Below are 15,405 nucleotides of genomic sequence, written 5' to 3'. Positions count from 1 at the left end.
CTTCGACGCTGTCCCCCAGACTGTCCGCCGCCGGTCGGACATTCGTAGAAGTACGTTTTCCTTGGAGGCCGAAATCGTGTCGAAGCCGCCGTTCACGCACCTGCACGTCCACACCCAGTACTCGCTGCTGGACGGTGCCGCGCGGCTGAAGGACATGTTCAACGCCTGCAACGAGATGGGCATGACGCACATCGCCATGTCCGACCACGGCAACCTCCACGGGGCGTACGACTTCTTCCACTCCGCGAAGAAGGCCGGAGTCACCCCGATCATCGGGATCGAGGCGTATGTCGCGCCCGAGTCCCGGCGCAACAAGCGCAAGATCCAGTGGGGCCAGCCGCACCAGAAGAGGGACGACGTCTCCGGTTCCGGTGGTTACACCCACAAGACGATCTGGGCGGCGAACCAGACCGGCCTGCACAACCTCTTCCGGCTCTCCTCGGACGCGTACGCCGAGGGCTGGCTGCAGAAGTGGCCCCGGATGGACAAGGAGACCATCTCCCAGTGGTCCGAGGGCCTCATCGCCTCCACGGGATGCCCCTCCGGCGAGGTCCAGACCCGGCTGCGCCTCGGCCACTTCGACGAGGCCCTGAAGGCGGCCGCCGACTACCAGGACATCTTCGGCAAGGACCGTTACTTCCTGGAGCTGATGGACCACGGCATCGACATCGAGCACCGGGTCCGCGACGGTCTGCTGGAGATCGGCAAGAAGCTCGGCATCCCGCCCCTGGTGACCAATGACTCGCACTACACGTACGCGCACGAGGCGAGCGCGCACGACGCCCTGCTGTGCATCCAGACCGGCAAGAACCTCTCCGACCCCGACCGCTTCAGGTTCGACGGCACCGGCTACTACCTGAAGTCCACGGACGAGATGTACGCCATCGACTCCTCGGACGCCTGGCAGGAGGGCTGCGCCAACACCCTGCTGGTGGCCGAGCAGATCGACACCACGGGCATGTTCGAGGCCAAGAACCTCATGCCGAAGTTCGACATCCCCGAGGGCTACACGGAGATCACCTGGTTCAAGGAGGAGGTCCGCCGCGGCATGGAGCGCCGCTTCCCCGGCGGAATCCCCGAGGACCGGCAGAAGCAGGTCGAGTACGAGATGGACGTCATCATCCAGATGGGGTTCCCGGGGTACTTCCTCGTCGTCGCCGACTTCATCATGTGGGCCAAGAACAACGGCATCGCGGTGGGCCCGGGCCGAGGCTCCGCGGCCGGTTCGATCGTCGCCTACGCCATGGGCATCACCGACCTCGACCCGATCCCGCACGGCCTGATCTTCGAGCGCTTCCTCAACCCCGAGCGCGTCTCCATGCCCGACGTCGACATCGACTTCGACGAGCGTCGGCGCGTCGAGGTCATCCGGTACGTGACGGAGAAGTACGGCGCCGACAAGGTCGCCATGATCGGCACCTACGGCAAGATCAAGGCCAAGAACGCCATCAAGGACTCCGCGCGCGTGCTGGGCTACCCGTACGCGATGGGCGACCGTCTCACCAAGGCGATGCCCGCCGACGTCCTCGGTAAGGGCATCGACCTCAACGGCATCACCGACCCCTCGCACCCGCGCTACAGCGAGGCGGGCGAGATCCGCGCGATGTACGAGAACGAGCCGGACGTGAAGAAGGTCATCGACACCGCCAAGGGCGTCGAGGGACTGGTCCGGCAGATGGGCGTCCACGCCGCCGGCGTGATCATGTCCAGCGAGACCATCACCGAGCACGTCCCGGTGTGGGTGAGGCACACCGACGGCGTGACCATCACCCAGTGGGACTACCCGAGCTGTGAGTCGCTCGGCCTGCTGAAGATGGACTTCCTCGGCCTGCGCAACCTGACGATCATGGACGACGCCGTCAAGATGGTGAAGTCCAACAAGGGCATCGACCTGGAGCTGCTGAGCCTGCCGCTGGACGACCCCAAGACCTTCGAACTGCTCCAGCGCGGCGAGACCCTCGGCGTCTTCCAGTTCGACGGCGGCCCCATGCGTTCACTGCTGCGGCTGATGAAGCCCGACAACTTCGAAGACATCTCCGCCGTCTCCGCGCTCTACCGTCCCGGCCCGATGGGCATGGACTCGCACACCAACTACGCGCTGCGCAAGAACAAGCTCCAGGAGATCACCCCGATCCACAAGGAGCTGGAGGAGCCCCTCGAGGAGGTCCTGGCCGTCACCTACGGCCTGATCGTCTACCAGGAGCAGGTGCAGAAGGCCGCCCAGATCATCGCCGGCTACTCGCTCGGCGAGGCCGACATCCTCCGCCGCGTGATGGGCAAGAAGAAGCCCGAGGAACTGGCGAAGAACTTCGTCCTCTTCCAGGCGGGCGCCCGCAAGAAGGGCTACAGCGACGAGGCCATCCAGGCCCTGTGGGACGTGCTGGTCCCCTTCGCCGGCTACGCCTTCAACAAGGCGCACTCCGCCGCGTACGGCCTGGTCTCGTACTGGACCGCCTACCTCAAGGCCAACTACCCGGCCGAGTACATGGCCGCGCTGCTCACCTCGGTCAAGGACGACAAGGACAAGTCCGCGATCTATCTGAACGAGTGCCGCCGCATGGGCATCAAGGTGCTCCCGCCGAACGTCAACGAGTCGATGTCCAACTTCGCCGCGCAGGGTGACGACGTGATCCTCTTCGGCCTCTCCGCCGTCCGCAACGTCGGTACGAACGTCGTCGAGTCGATCATCAAGTGCCGTAACTCCAAGGGGAAGTACGCCTCCTTCCCGGACTACCTCGACAAGGTCGACGCGGTGGTCTGCAACAAGCGCACGACGGAGTCCCTGATCAAGGCCGGCGCCTTCGACTCCATGGGGCACACCCGCAAGGGCCTCACCGCGCAGTACGAGCCGATGATCGACAACGTGGTCGCGGTCAAGCGCAAGGAGGCCGAGGGCCAGTTCGACCTCTTCGGCGGCATGGGCGAGGCGGAGACCAGCGAGCCGGGGTTCGGGCTCGACGTCGAGTTCACCACCGACGAGTGGGACAAGACGTATCTGCTCGCGCAGGAGCGCGAGATGCTCGGCCTCTACGTCTCCGACCACCCGCTGTTCGGCCTGGAGCACGTGCTGTCCGACAAGGCCGACGCGGGCATCGCCCAGCTCACCGGAGGTGAGCACTCCGACGGCGCCGTGGTGACCATCGGCGGCATCATCTCCGGCCTCCAGCGCAAGATGACCAAGCAGGGCAACGCCTGGGCGATCGCCACGGTCGAGGACCTCGCCGGCTCCATCGAGTGCATGTTCTTCCCGGCGACCTACCAGCTGGTGTCGACCCAACTCGTCGAGGACGCCGTCGTGTTCGTCAAGGGCCGCCTCGACAAGCGCGAGGACGTGCCGAGGCTCGTCGCGATGGAGCTCCAGGTCCCCGACCTGTCCAACGCGGGCACCAACGCGCCCGTGGTCCTCACCATCCCGGCCACGCGGGTCACCCCGCCGATGGTCAGCCGGCTCGGTGAGATCCTCAGCCACCACAAGGGCGACAGCGAGGTCCGCATCAAGCTCCAGGGGCCGACCAAGACGACGGTGCTGCGCCTGGACCGGCACCGGGTCAAGCCCGACCCGGCACTCTTCGGTGACCTGAAGGTGCTGCTCGGACCGTCCTGCCTGGCCGGCTGACAGACATGAACACCAAGAGGGGCGCATCCGGCATCGGATGCGCCCCTCGCCGTGCCAGGGCTGCAACAGCTCTCCACTCAGATGTCAGTTGTGACCGAAGCGCTTCTGCCGGCCCTTGTGCGGAAGGTCACCGGGAGTCATTCGGGTGGCCTGCTCCTCGTTCTGCGGCTCCATCACGCCCTGCGGGGCCTGTCGCCCGCGCTCGGACTGGGACGGCTTGCGGTCACGGTTCTTGTTCTTGGCCATGGTGATCTGCCTCCTGTGGGGGATCTAGGGGCCAGGGCCGGGACCAGATTCACATAGGCCGACAAGAGCCGCATTTCGGATAATTACCGTGTGTGACAGGCTTGGTCGGGGAGCGCGGCCCCGAAACGCCACGCCGAAGATCGAGTTCCGGCCGTTAACCCCCGCGCGGTCGGGCAGACTCGAAGCAAGCCCGAAGCAAACCTCCCGGGAAGAGGGTGAGTCGTGTGGACCGCTGCATCGTCCTGGTGGACGCCGGGTATCTGCTGGGGGCCGCCGCCAGCCTCCTCGCCGGGGAGCCCTCGCGCTCCCGCATCACCGTCGAGCACGCCGCCCTCATCCAGGGGCTGCGCGAGCAGGCCGAGTCGGACACCCAGCGCCCGCTGCTGCGCATCTACTGGTTCGACGGCGCCCCCGACCGCGTCCCTCAGCCCGAACACCGCCGGCTGCGCGTCATGCCCCGGGTCACCGTCCGGCTGGGCGCCCTGACCCGCAGCGACGGCCGCTGGGCGCAGAAGGGCGTGGACGCCGCCATGCACGCCGAGCTGACCGAGCTGGCCCGCAACCGCGCCTGCTCCGACGTCGTCCTCGTCACCGGCGACGGTGATCTGCTGCCGGGCATGATGGCCGCCAAGGAGCACGGCGTCGCCGTACACCTGTGGGCCGTGCAGGCCGCCGACGGCGACTACAACCAGTCCGAGGACCTCGTCGCCGAGGCCGACGAACGGCGCGTGCTCGACCGCGCGTGGATCACCAAGGCCGTACGGGCCAAGGACCTGGGCGGCATCTGCGCACCGCCGCCCGCGCCGCGCCCCGAGATCGCCGCGATCCTCTCCGCGCCGCTGCCCGACTCCGCGCTCGCCCCGGCGGCCGAGCGGCCCGCCGAGGAGCGGGAGCACCCCGCGGCCGCCGCGGGGTCCGAGGACGGCACCCAGGAACGCGTGCCCGCCTCCAAGGGTGTGCCCACACCCAAGGACCTGGCCGCCCTGCGCGCGCCGGGCGCCCCCGGCGCGCAGGCCGTGCAGCACCCCTCGACGGCGACCCTGCGCTGGTCCTCCGACAAGGGCTGGGTCGACCGGCCCGGCGGCGCCGCGGAACCGCCCGAGGTCGCCTCCATGCCGACGCTCGCCCAGCTGACCACGGCGGAGCAGCGGTGGGCCGACCGGGAGGAGGACATCACCACCGTCGGCGGAGATCCGTACGAGGTGGGACAGGTGTTCGCGCGCCGGTGGATGGAGCGGCTCGGCGACCAGGGCCATCTGCAGAAGCTGTCGACCATGTACCCCCGGATCCCGCACCGCGTCGACGGTGAGCTGCTCAGGTACGCGGCACGGTTCGGACTGCTCGCGCACAAGGACGACCAGATCGACGAGCACGACCGCTACGCGATCCGGGCCGGCTTCTGGCGCGAGGTCGACGTACGGACGGCGGCGGAGCGGGTGCCCGCGGGGGAGCAGTGAACCGGTTGCGGCGCCCCAAGGACGAGCAAAGCCCGCCGACCCCGTAGTCTCGTTGCTTGTGAGTACGCGCGCGGCACCGGTGATCCGGCACAGTGACGAGGTCGTGTGCGCGCGCGGGCTGACGAAGACCTATCCGGCGGTACGCGGCCGGCGCGGGGCCCCCGGGACACCCGAGGTACGGGCCACCGACGATGTGCGGCTGGAGGTCCGGCGCGGCGAGATCTTCGGGCTGCTCGGTCCGAACGGGGCCGGCAAGACCACCGTCGTCCGGCAGCTGACCGGGCTGATGCGGCCCGACACCGGCACGGTGGAGATCCTCGGGCACGACATCGTGCGGCACCCGGAGCGGGCCGCGCGGATCCTCGCCTACCTCGGACAGGAGTCCACCGCCCTCGACGAGCTGACCGTGGCCCTGGCCGCCGAGACGACCGGGCGGCTGCGCGGCCTCGACGTACGGCAGGCGCGCGCCGAGCGGGACGCCGTACTGGACGAGCTGGGGCTCACGCCGATCGCCGGACGGCCGCTGAAGAAGCTGTCCGGCGGGCAGCGGCGGCTGGCCTGCTTCGCCACCGCGCTGGTCGGCGAGCGGCCCCTGCTCGTGCTCGACGAACCCACCACCGGCATGGACCCGGTGGCGCGGCGGGCCGTGTGGGCCGCCGTCGACCGGCGACGGGCGGAACGCGGGACGACCGTACTGCTCGTCACCCACAACGTCATCGAGGCGGAGACCGTCCTCGACCGGGTCGCCGTCCTGGACCGGGGGCGGGTCATCGCCTGCGACACGCCCGCGGGGCTCAAGGAACAGGTCGCCGACGAGGTGCGGGTGGAGCTGGTGTGGCGCGAGCGGCCGCCGCTGGACGTGCCGGAGGTCGCCGCGCTGCGGGACCGTGCCGTCGCCGCCGGGCGCCGCTGGACGCTGCGGCTGGCGCCCGAGGAGGCCCGTACGGTCGTCGCCACCGTCACCGGCGGGGCCGCGTTCGCCGCGCTCGACGACTTCACCCTGGCCACGCCGAGCCTCGAGGACGTCTACCTGGCGCTCGGCGGCGCCGCACGACAGGGGCTGGTGAGGGCTTGAGCACGCGAGCCGCCGTTTCCGTACGGGACAGGGCGATGACCGAACCGAAGAGGAGCTGCGCGACGTGAGTGTCGTACCCGCCGAGGTTCTGCCGGGTGGTGCCCGGGCCGTGCAGTCGACGGCGCCGGCCGCGGCCGAGCTCGGGCCGCGTGCGCGGCTGTGGCCGGCGCTGGTGGCCGTGTACCGGGCGCAGCTGTCCCGGGCGCGGGTGGCGCGCATTCCGCTGCTGTTCGTGGCGACCTTCCAGTCGGTCGGCATCCTGATCATGATGCGCGGCGTCGTGGACGGCGGGAGCGAGGCCGAGGCCGTGGTGGCCGGGTCGGCGGTCCTCGTCGTCGCGTTCGTCGCGCTGAACCTGCTCGCGCAGTACTTCGGGCAGCTCCGGGCGAGCGGCGGCCTCGACCACTACGCCACCCTGCCCGTGCCGCCGGCCGCGGTGGTGCTGGGCGCGGCGGGGGCGTACGCCTCCTTCACGGTGCCCGGGACCGTGGTGACCGCCGTGTTCGGGTGCGTGCTGTTCGGGCTGCCGCTGACGCACCTGTGGGTGCTCCTCGCGGTGATCCCGCTCGCGGGCGCCGCACTGTCCGGCCTCGGCGCGGCCTTCGGACTGCTCGCGCCGCGTCCGGAGCTGGCCACGCTGCTCGGACAGCTGGGCATGTCGGCGGCGCTGCTCCTCGGGGTGCTGCCGGCCGACCGGATGCCCGAGGTGGTGCGCCTCGCGCGGGACCTGCTGCCGTCGACGTACGGCGTGGAGGCCCTGGCGCGGACCTTCGGGCCGCATCCCGACTGGGCGTTCGTGCTCGGGGACCTCGCCGTGTGCGCCGGGGTCGGGGTCGTCTCGCTGGCCGTCGCGACCTGGGCCTACCGCCGGGCTGCCGTCCGGTGACGCGCCGCACAGGCGCGCCTGGCACGATGTCAGGGTGACCGCACCACTGACTCCGCCTCCGCACGAACCGTCCTCCCAGGCCGCGCACCCCGCGCAGTCCTCGTCGCAGCAGGCGTCGCCGCCGGCGCCCGCCGGGTATACGGGAGTGGCTTCCACGCCGCATGAATCCGTGTACGGACAGGACGGGCCCGGGATGAAGACCGAAGTGCGAGAGGCCGCCGTGGTCACCGTGGTGGTGGCGCTCTGCGGGGCGCTGCTCGGGGTGCTGTGGTGGTGGCTGGCGCCTCAGGTGCAGCTGGTCGGCGCGATGGTGGAGGGCGGCTGGGTCGTCCTGGTCAAGGACACCGAGGGCGAGCAGGCGGTGGGCGTCGATGGAACGTTCACTCTGCTGGCGCTGGCGTTCGGGGCGGTGAGCGCGGTGGCCGTGTTCCTGTGGCGGCGGCGTGGGGGAGTGCCGCTGGTGGTGGCGCTGGCCGTCGGGGGGCTGCTCGGGTCGGTGCTGGCGTGGCGGGTCGGGGTGTGGCTCGGGCCCACGTCGGATGTGATCGCCCATGCGAAGCAGGTGGGCAAGGGCGTGACGTTCTCCGCGCCGTTGCGGCTCGGGGCGAAGGGGGCGTTGTTGGCCTGGTCGCTGGCGGGGTTGCTGGTGCATGTGGGGTTGACGGCGTTGTTCGGGCCGCGGGATCCGGAGCCGGAGCAGCTCCCTCACGGGGCGCCGCCTGCCTAGTGCCGGTGCGCAGTGGTTGCGGCAGGAGTTTTTCGCCCCCGCCGCCCCTGCCCTTCCCGTCCCTGGGGGCTGCGCCCCCAGACCCCCGCTTCGGCCTGCGGCCTCGTCCTCAAACGCCGGACGGGCTTGATCAACGGCCGATCGGCGCCAGTACCGCGTTCGTCAGCTTCGCCAAGGTGTCCGGGGACAGCTCCACCTCCAGGCCGCGGCGGCCCGCCGAGACGCAGATCGTGGGGTGGGTGGAGGCCGACGCGTCCAGGACCGTGGGGAGCTTCTTGCGTTGGCCCAGGGGGGAGATGCCGCCGCGGACGTAGCCCGTGGTGCGTTCGGCGAGGGTGGGGTCGGCCATGGTGGCCCGTTTGCCGCCCACCGCCGATGCCAGTGCCTTGAGGTCGAGGGAGCCCGCGACGGGGACGACGGCCACGGTGAGGGTGCCGTCGACGTCCGCGACGAGGGTCTTGAAGACGCGGTCGGGGGAGACGCCCATCGCCTCGGCCGCCTCCTCGCCGTAGGAGGGGTGGGAGGGGTCGTGCTCGTAGGCGTGGACGGTGTACTCCGCGCCCGCCGCCGTGAGGGCAACCGTCGCGGGCGTGCCGCCCGGCTGCTGCTTCTTCGCCTTCTTCGCCATCGAGGGGTCCCCGGCCTCAGTTCATGCTCGTCGGGCCGCGCGTCAGGTCCGACGCGGGCAACGACGGCAGATTACGGATGATCGCCGTCTCCGAGCGAAGGAGTTTCAGCTCGTCGCGCAGGCGGGACGCGGTGTCCGGGGCCTGGAGCAGCCGCTGCTTCGTCGGGGTGTCCAGCATCATCGCGGCCGCGACCAGGTACGACACCACGGACGGCTCGTCGGGCAGCTCCGTGCCGCCCGCCAGCGACCGCTCCCGCGCACCCGCGAGGCGCTTCTGGTACTGGCGGAACTGGCGCAGCACGCCCTCCGCGATCGCCCCGGCCTCGTCGCCCGGCTCCTCCGGCAGCTCCTCCAGCTCCGCCGTCAGGAACGCGCCCGACGCGTCCACCGACACCAGCCGCACCCGGGTCGTCCCGGTCGCCAGCACCTCGAAGGAGCCGTCGGCGCGCTCCCGGATCGTCGCCGCGTCGGCGATGCAGCCCACGCCGTGGAACGCCTTGGCCGGGTCCGCGCCGAAACCGGCGGCCGGACCGCGTTCGGGCAGCGCCGTCTGGTCCGGCATGCCGGGCGAGGCGGGCGCGACCTCGTGGCCGTCCCGGATCGCCACGACGGCGAACCGGCGTGGGTCGTCCTCGGGCGCCTTCAGGAGCTCGCGCATCATGGCGCGATAGCGCTCCTCGAAGACGTTCAGCGGGAGCACGAGCCCCGGGAAGAGCACCGAGTTGAGGGGAAAGAGCGGCAGCCGGACGGTGGTCACGACGCAAGAGCCTAATGGCCCGGCGGGCGAGCGTGTCCGCCGTGCCCACTCCTCGGTGGCCACGGGGCGGGTGTGAGGCCGTGCGCGACCACGTCGCGCAGCTCCTTCTGGACCGTCAGGAAGCGGCCCAACGGGTCGTCGGACTCCAGGTCCCAGGGGAACGAGGTGGCGTACGGACCCGTCAGACGCAGTTGCTCCAGGGCGTCCGACCAGCGGTTCAGCCGGGCCAGGACGTACATCAACAAGTTACGCAGCTCGGCCGACCACGGGTCCGCCGCCGGGAACCGGGCGGACAGCGCGACCGCCCGGTCGGCCGCCGCGTCCAGCCGTGCGCGCGGCACGCCCGGCCCGCAGCCGTCGCTGAGGTAGGAGAAGGCCGCCAGCGCCGGCAGCGCCTGCACGAGCGCGTCGGGCGGCGCGTCCTGGGCGGCCCGGTCGGCGAAGTTCATGCACTCGCGGTGCGAGCCGTGCCAGGCGGTCGCCAGATATCGCAGGGCCGCCACATGGCAGCCGAAGTGGTGCGGGGCGCGGCGGACCGCTGCCTCCCACAGCTCCTCGAAGTACGGGTGGCCCGCCCGGGTCCCGCGCGCGTGGTCCAGCGCGATCCGCCACGGCACGGGGTCGCGGTGGTCGCTCTGGGCGGCTGCCGTGATCAGGGGGCTCACCTCGCGCAGCAGCTCGGCCCGCGCCGGCGACTCCCAGGCGCGGTCCACGGCCAGCTGGGCGGCGACGACCAGGTGGTCGGGACTGTGCGGGGCGGCGGCGCGCCAGCGGTCGAGCCACTCGGCGCGCGAGCCCGCGAAGGCGGCGAGCCGGGACGCGTACCGGTCGCGCGCCTCCCACTGGGCTCTCTCGCGGGTGACGGCGAGCAGTTCGGCGGCGGGCTCGTACGCGCCCTGCCCGGCCGCCACCAGGGCGGGCCCGAGGCGGCTGTCGGGTGCGTCGAGGAGCACCTCGTCGTCGGCCGGGGCGGGCACGACGGCGGGGTGCGCGAGGGTCCTGGTCATCCGGGAGGCCCGGATGAACGGGGGCAGCAGAGCCATGGTGCTGCCCATTGAAAAGCCGCAGGTCGGGCAGGCGCCAGAGGGTTCACACAACCTGTCGAAAGTTGTACACGAACCAGTCAAGGGAGAGTAAAAGGTGAGTGTTCCTCATGTGTTGACCCCTCCTGGTTCTCTTCACGTTCCCCGGGTTTCAACGCGTTCTTCGGGCTCTCAGCTGCGCCGCAGCAACCGCGTCGCCCCCGCCGCCACCGTCGTCGCCAGAATCCAGCCGAGCAGGATCAGCGCCGCCGCCAGCCACTGCCAGCCGCCGCGCAGTTCCCACTGGCCGACCTGGCCCAGGTCGATGACCGGCAGGAGCAGGTCGAGGGCCAGCAGGGCCGGGTTCCACGGCGGATGCCCGTCGCCGTTCACGGGAGGATGCGCGGCGTGTGCGAAGGCCAGCGAGGCGGCCGCCCACAGCACCGCCATCCACACCGCGGCCCGGCCCGGCCGGTACCCGTAGGCCACCGTCCAGTCCTGCACGTACCCCCACAGCTTCGCGGCCGGCGGCAGCGTCTCGCGGCGGCGGCGCTGCTTGGCCAGCAGCACCTCGCGGGCGTCCTCGTCCTCGCCGCCCGCCCGCAGCACGGCGGCGAGCCGTTCGTACGGCTCCGGGTTGTACTCGGCGGTCGCCGCGGCCACCCACTCCAGCCGCTCGGCCAGCGGGAACGGCCCCCGCGGCACCAGGTTCTCGTAGGTGAAGCCGCCCATGTGCAGACTTCCGGGGCCCGGCCAGCTCGCCGCCCGGTCGACGAGGTTGACCACCCGCGCCCCCGACAGCACGACGCTCCCGCGTCGCGGCTGCTCGCCGAGGAAGCGCAGCTCGGGCGTCTGCACCCGGCGCAGCGACAGCTCCTGCTCGTCGGTGAAAGTGAACCGGGCCTGCTGGAGGTCCACGGCGTCGCCGAACCGCCCGTCGTCCAGGCGCACCCCGCCCTGGCACTCGAAGCGCTGGATCCGCGTGCCGCGCGCCGGGGTCGTCCCGCTGGGGGTCTGCCCGCCGACGCCCGCCGGGGTCAGGTACAGCGTGCGTTCCACCGTGAGCTGCGGGGCGTTCAGCGCGAGCCGCGAGTACGGGTTGGCGAGCTTGGCGCCGCGCAGGCTCAGCGAGACCCCGACGGTGGCGCCGCGCAGGCTCAGCTCGCCGTGCGACTCCAGGAGCTCCGCCTGGAGATCCTGCCCCACGGTCAGGCCGTCGGCGGCGATCGAGCGGCCGCTGCGGTCGCGGTACACGATCGCCTGGTTGAGCAGCAGATCCGTACCGATGTGCGCGTCGGTCAGCCGTACGCCGTTGTGGAAGCGGCAGCGCGGCAGATGCAGATCGCCCTCCGTGTGCACCCGGGCGGCCTCCAGACGCGGCACCGAGCAGTCCACCAGCCGCGCGGTGGTGAACCGGGCCTCCGGCAGCAGCACCTCCCGCTCGAACCGGCAGCGCTTGAACTCGACGTACGGCACCACCGTGCCGCCCGCCAGGTCCAGGGTGTCGCTGATCTGTACGCCGGTGAGCTTCAGCGACGACACGCGCCCGGCGAGCGCGGGCGGGCCGTCGAGCAGCAGCCAGGCGACGATGCGGGCCCGCACGGTCCGGACCGGTCCCCACGGATGCCCGCCGTGCGGATCGTCGACGATCGTGTCCCCGCTGCTCAGGTCGTACACCGTGCCGTCGCGGAACGCCTGCCACATGCCGGCCTCGGTGGCGGTCAACTCGCCGGGCAGCTCCCCGTCCCGGACGCCGACACCCACAGTCACCTTTTCCACCTCTTCAGTCACTCATTGTGTTCGTACACTCGTTCATGCCCACTGGGTGACGCCCTGAACGCACGAGGTGAAGCGGATCTTCCGGGTTCCGGCCACGTTCTGTATCAGCCATTGATACGCGCGGACGACCCGCATCCGGGTTCTGAGAGAATTGAGTCCGTGATCTCCCGAATCGATCTGCGCGGCGACGCCCTTCCCGAGGGACCCGCCCTGCGCGACCTGCTGCCCCGAGCCGACTTCGACGTTCAGGCCGCCCTGGAGAAGGTGCGTCCGATCTGCGAAGCCGTGCATCATCGGGGCGACGCGGCGCTGATCGACTTCGCCGAGAAGTTCGACGGAGTACGGCTGGAATCCGTACGGGTCCCGGCCGAGGCCCTGGCCAAGGCCCTCCAGGAGCTCGACCCGGCCGTCCGCGCGGCCCTGGAGGAGTCCATCCGCCGCGCCCGCCTCGTCCACCGCGAGCAGCGCCGTACGACCCACACGACCCAGGTCGTGCCGGGCGGATCGGTGACCGAGAAATGGGTGCCGGTCGAGCGGGTCGGGCTCTACGCCCCCGGCGGCCGCTCGGTCTACCCGTCCTCCGTGGTGATGAACGTCGTACCGGCCCAGGAGGCCGGTGTCGAGTCGATCGCGCTCGCCTCCCCGGCGCAGGCCGAGTTCGCCGGACTGCCGCACCCGACGATCCTCGCCGCGTGCGCGCTGCTCGGCGTCGACGAGGTCTACGCGGCCGGCGGCGCCACCGCCGTCGCGATGTTCGCGCACGGCACCGAGTCCTGCGCGCCCGCCAACATGGTCACCGGCCCCGGCAACATCTGGGTCGCCGCCGCCAAGCGCTACTACACCGGCAAGATCGGCATCGACGCGGAGGCCGGACCGACCGAGATCGCGATCCTCGCGGACTCCACCGCCGACCCCGTGCACGTCGCCTCCGACCTGATCAGCCAGGCCGAGCACGACCCGCTCGCGGCCGCCGTCCTCGTCACCGACTCGACCGAGCTCGCCGACGCGGTCGAGAAGGAGCTTCAGTCCCAGGTCGCGGCCAGCAAGCACATCGACGACCGGATCGTCCCGGCCCTCAAGGGCAGGCAGTCCGCGATCGTCCTGGTCGACGGCGTCGACGAGGGCCTCAGGGTGGTCGACGCGTACGGCGCCGAGCACCTGGAGATCCAGACCGCGCAGGCCGCCCGAGTGGCCGACCGGGTGAAGAACGCCGGCGCGATCTTCATCGGCCCCTGGGCTCCCGTCTCGCTCGGCGACTACGCGGCCGGCTCCAACCACGTCCTGCCCACCGGCGGCTGCGCCTGCCACTCCTCGGGCCTGTCCGTCCAGTCCTTCCTGCGCGGCATCCACATCGTCGACTACACGAAGGACGCGCTGGCCGAGGTCGCGCACCACGTGGTGACGCTGGCCGAGGCGGAGGACCTGCCCGCGCACGGCGCGGCGATCAAGGCAAGGTTCGGGTGGAAGGTACCGACGACCAAGTGAACTTCGGAATCGACGATCTCCCCGTACGGGACGAGCTGCGCGGCAAGTCCCCCTACGGCGCGCCCCAGCTGGACGTCCCCGTACGACTGAACACCAACGAGAACCCCTACCCGCTGCCCGAACCCCTGGTCGAGCGGATCGCCGAGCGCGTCCGTGAGGCGGCCCGGGACCTCAACCGCTACCCGGACCGGGACGCGGTGGAGCTGCGCACCCGGCTCGCCGCCTACCTGACCGACACCTCCGGGTACGAGGTGGGCCTGCCCAACGTGTGGGCCGCCAACGGCTCCAACGAGGTCATCCAGCAGCTGCTGCAGACCTTCGGCGGGCCGGGCCGTACGGCGATCGGCTTCGAACCGTCGTACTCGATGCACGGGCTCATCGCGCGCGGCACGGGCACGGGCTGGATCTCCGGCCCCCGCCACGACGACTTCACCATCGACCTGGCGGCCGCCGAGAAGGCGATCTCGGAGAACCGGCCGGACGTCGTCTTCATCACCACCCCCAACAACCCCACTGGTACCGCGGTTCCCCGCGAGACCGTCGTCGCGCTGTACGAGGCGGCCCAGGCCGCCAAGCCGTCGATGGTCGTGGTCGACGAGGCGTACATCGAGTTCAGCCACGGCGCCTCGCTGCTGCCGCTGCTCGAAGGCCGGCCGAATCTCGTCGTCTCGCGCACGATGTCCAAGGCGTTCGGCGCGGCGGGCCTGCGCCTCGGCTACCTCGCCGCGCACCCGGCGGTGGTGGACGCGGTCCAGCTCGTACGGCTGCCGTACCACCTGTCGGCCGTCACCCAGGCGACCGCGCTGGCCGCGCTGGAACACACCGACACGCTGCTGAAGTACGTGGAGCAGCTGAAGGCGGAGCGCGACCGGCTGGTCACCGAGCTGCGGGCGATCGGCTACGAGGTCACCGCCTCCGACGCCAACTTCGTACAGTTCGGCAGGTTCGACGACGCCCACACCGTGTGGCAGCAGATCCTCGACCGGGGTGTCCTGGTCCGGGACAACGGCGTGCCCGGCTGGCTGCGGGTCACCGCCGGAACCCCCGAAGAGAACGACGCGTTCCTCGATGCGGTACGTGACGTGAAGTGTCTTGTGGGGGACATCCCCACACCCCCGAAGGAGCAGAGCGCATGAACCGCGTAGGACGCGTGGAGCGAGTCACCAAGGAGACCTCGGTCCTCGTCGAGATCGACCTCGACGGCAGCGGCAAGGTCGACGTGTCGACCGGCGTCGGCTTCTACGACCACATGCTCGACCAGCTCGGAAGGCACGGTCTGTTCGACCTGACCGTGAAGACCGAGGGCGACCTGCACATCGACTCGCACCACACCATCGAGGACACTGCCCTCGCGCTCGGCGCCGCCTTCAAGCAGGCCCTCGGCGACAAGGTGGGCATCTACCGCTTCGGCAACTGCACGGTCCCGCTGGACGAGTCCCTCGCCCAGGTGACGGTGGACCTGAGTGGCCGCCCCTACCTGGTGCACACCGAGCCCGAGAACATGGCGCCGATGATCGGCGAGTACGACACCACGATGACCCGGCACATCCTGGAGTCCTTCGTCGCCCAGGCCCAGATCGCCCTGCACGTGCACGTGCCGTACGGACGCAACGCGCACCACATCGTGGAGTGCCAGTTCAAGGCGCTGGCGCGAGCTCTGCGCTACGCCAGCGAGCGCGACCCGCGCGCGGCCGGCATCCTCCCCTCCACGAAGGGCGCGCTGTAAA

13 protein-coding genes are annotated in these 15,405 nt (G+C 71.0%); 8 read left to right on the top strand and 5 right to left on the bottom strand.

Annotation, left to right across the window (positions count from 1 at the left end):
- Positions 1-76 precede the first annotated feature (76 nt).
- The gene (dnaE, locus tag ACGFNV_RS21430) at positions 77-3,616 is read left to right on the top strand and encodes a DNA polymerase III subunit alpha (RefSeq protein ID WP_393624541.1); all 3,540 of its coding nucleotides are present in this window, start codon (positions 77-79) and stop codon (positions 3,614-3,616) included.
- 84 nt (positions 3,617-3,700) lie between these two features.
- Here dnaE and ACGFNV_RS21425 read toward each other — a convergent pair whose 3' ends face one another.
- Positions 3,701-3,862, bottom strand: a complete 162-nt coding sequence (locus ACGFNV_RS21425; protein WP_393624540.1) for a hypothetical protein — start codon at positions 3,860-3,862, stop codon at positions 3,701-3,703.
- 224 nt (positions 3,863-4,086) lie between these two features.
- On the opposite strand from ACGFNV_RS21425, the gene ACGFNV_RS21420 reads away from it, so the two are divergent.
- The 4 genes from ACGFNV_RS21420 to ACGFNV_RS21405 all read left to right on the top strand — a co-directional run bounded on the left by ACGFNV_RS21420 (position 4,087) and on the right by ACGFNV_RS21405 (position 8,007).
- Positions 4,087-5,319, top strand: a complete 1,233-nt coding sequence (locus ACGFNV_RS21420) for an NYN domain-containing protein (protein WP_393624539.1) — start codon at positions 4,087-4,089, stop codon at positions 5,317-5,319.
- 103 nt (positions 5,320-5,422) lie between these two features.
- Positions 5,423-6,394 (top strand): ABC transporter ATP-binding protein, encoded by a 972-nt coding sequence (locus ACGFNV_RS21415; RefSeq protein WP_393624729.1) that lies wholly within the window; start codon positions 5,423-5,425, stop codon positions 6,392-6,394.
- A gap of 64 nt (positions 6,395-6,458) precedes the next feature.
- Positions 6,459-7,280, top strand: coding sequence for an ABC transporter permease (locus ACGFNV_RS21410; protein WP_393624538.1), 822 nt, complete (start codon positions 6,459-6,461; stop codon positions 7,278-7,280).
- 34 nt (positions 7,281-7,314) lie between these two features.
- Positions 7,315-8,007: an AAA family ATPase gene (locus ACGFNV_RS21405; protein WP_393624537.1), complete on the top strand. Its 693-nt coding sequence runs from the start codon at positions 7,315-7,317 to the stop codon at positions 8,005-8,007.
- 130 nt (positions 8,008-8,137) lie between these two features.
- Here the strand turns inward: ACGFNV_RS21405 and ybaK are convergent, their stop codons facing one another.
- The 4 genes from ybaK to ACGFNV_RS21385 form a co-directional block, all read right to left on the bottom strand.
- Positions 8,138-8,635: a Cys-tRNA(Pro) deacylase gene (gene ybaK, locus ACGFNV_RS21400; protein ID WP_393624536.1), complete on the bottom strand. Its 498-nt coding sequence runs from the start codon at positions 8,633-8,635 to the stop codon at positions 8,138-8,140.
- Between the two features lie 16 nt (positions 8,636-8,651).
- Complete coding sequence (locus ACGFNV_RS21395) at positions 8,652-9,392, bottom strand: LON peptidase substrate-binding domain-containing protein (RefSeq protein ID WP_393624535.1); 741 nt, start codon at positions 9,390-9,392, stop codon at positions 8,652-8,654.
- An 11-nt stretch (positions 9,393-9,403) separates the two neighbouring features.
- A complete protein-coding gene (locus ACGFNV_RS21390; protein ID WP_393624534.1) occupies positions 9,404-10,447 on the bottom strand; it encodes a hypothetical protein in 1,044 nt (347 codons plus the stop codon).
- 159 nt (positions 10,448-10,606) lie between these two features.
- The gene (locus ACGFNV_RS21385; RefSeq protein ID WP_393624533.1) at positions 10,607-12,184 is read right to left on the bottom strand and encodes an oxidoreductase; all 1,578 of its coding nucleotides are present in this window, start codon (positions 12,182-12,184) and stop codon (positions 10,607-10,609) included.
- 168 nt (positions 12,185-12,352) lie between these two features.
- On the opposite strand from ACGFNV_RS21385, the gene hisD reads away from it, so the two are divergent.
- From hisD to hisB, 3 genes are read left to right on the top strand one after another with little or no spacing between them, the layout of a single operon-like run.
- The gene (gene hisD, locus ACGFNV_RS21380; protein WP_393624532.1) at positions 12,353-13,678 is read left to right on the top strand and encodes a histidinol dehydrogenase; all 1,326 of its coding nucleotides are present in this window, start codon (positions 12,353-12,355) and stop codon (positions 13,676-13,678) included.
- Positions 13,675-14,814 (top strand): histidinol-phosphate transaminase, encoded by a 1,140-nt coding sequence (locus ACGFNV_RS21375; protein WP_393624531.1) that lies wholly within the window; start codon positions 13,675-13,677, stop codon positions 14,812-14,814. Before hisD ends, ACGFNV_RS21375 begins: the two co-directional genes overlap by 4 nt.
- Positions 14,811-15,404 carry an imidazoleglycerol-phosphate dehydratase HisB gene (gene hisB, locus ACGFNV_RS21370; RefSeq protein WP_015661105.1) on the top strand — a complete coding sequence of 198 codons (594 nt, stop codon included), beginning with the start codon at positions 14,811-14,813 and terminating at the stop codon, positions 15,402-15,404. The genes ACGFNV_RS21375 and hisB overlap by 4 nt, the downstream gene beginning before the upstream one ends.
- Position 15,405: the final 1 nt, after the last annotated feature.

The organism is Streptomyces sp. NPDC048751, assembly GCF_043198595.1.
Lineage (GTDB): Bacteria > Actinomycetota > Actinomycetes > Streptomycetales > Streptomycetaceae > Streptomyces.
The sequence above is the reverse complement of the archived record's forward strand: the minus strand, read 5'-3'. Positions and strand labels throughout refer to the sequence as shown.

Bases quoted from the DNA above. Each gene is read 5' to 3' on its own strand.
- ACGFNV_RS21425 (WP_393624540.1), bottom strand. From the start codon at position 3,862: ATGGCCAAGAACAAGAACCGTGACCGCAAGCCGTCCCAGTCCGAGCGC.
- ybaK (WP_393624536.1), bottom strand. From the start codon at position 8,635: ATGGCGAAGAAGGCGAAGAAGCAGCAGCCGGGCGGCACGCCCGCGACG.
- ACGFNV_RS21390 (WP_393624534.1), bottom strand. From the start codon at position 10,447: ATGGGCAGCACCATGGCTCTGCTGCCCCCGTTCATCCGGGCCTCCCGG.
- hisB (WP_015661105.1), top strand. From the start codon at position 14,811: ATGAACCGCGTAGGACGCGTGGAGCGAGTCACCAAGGAGACCTCGGTC.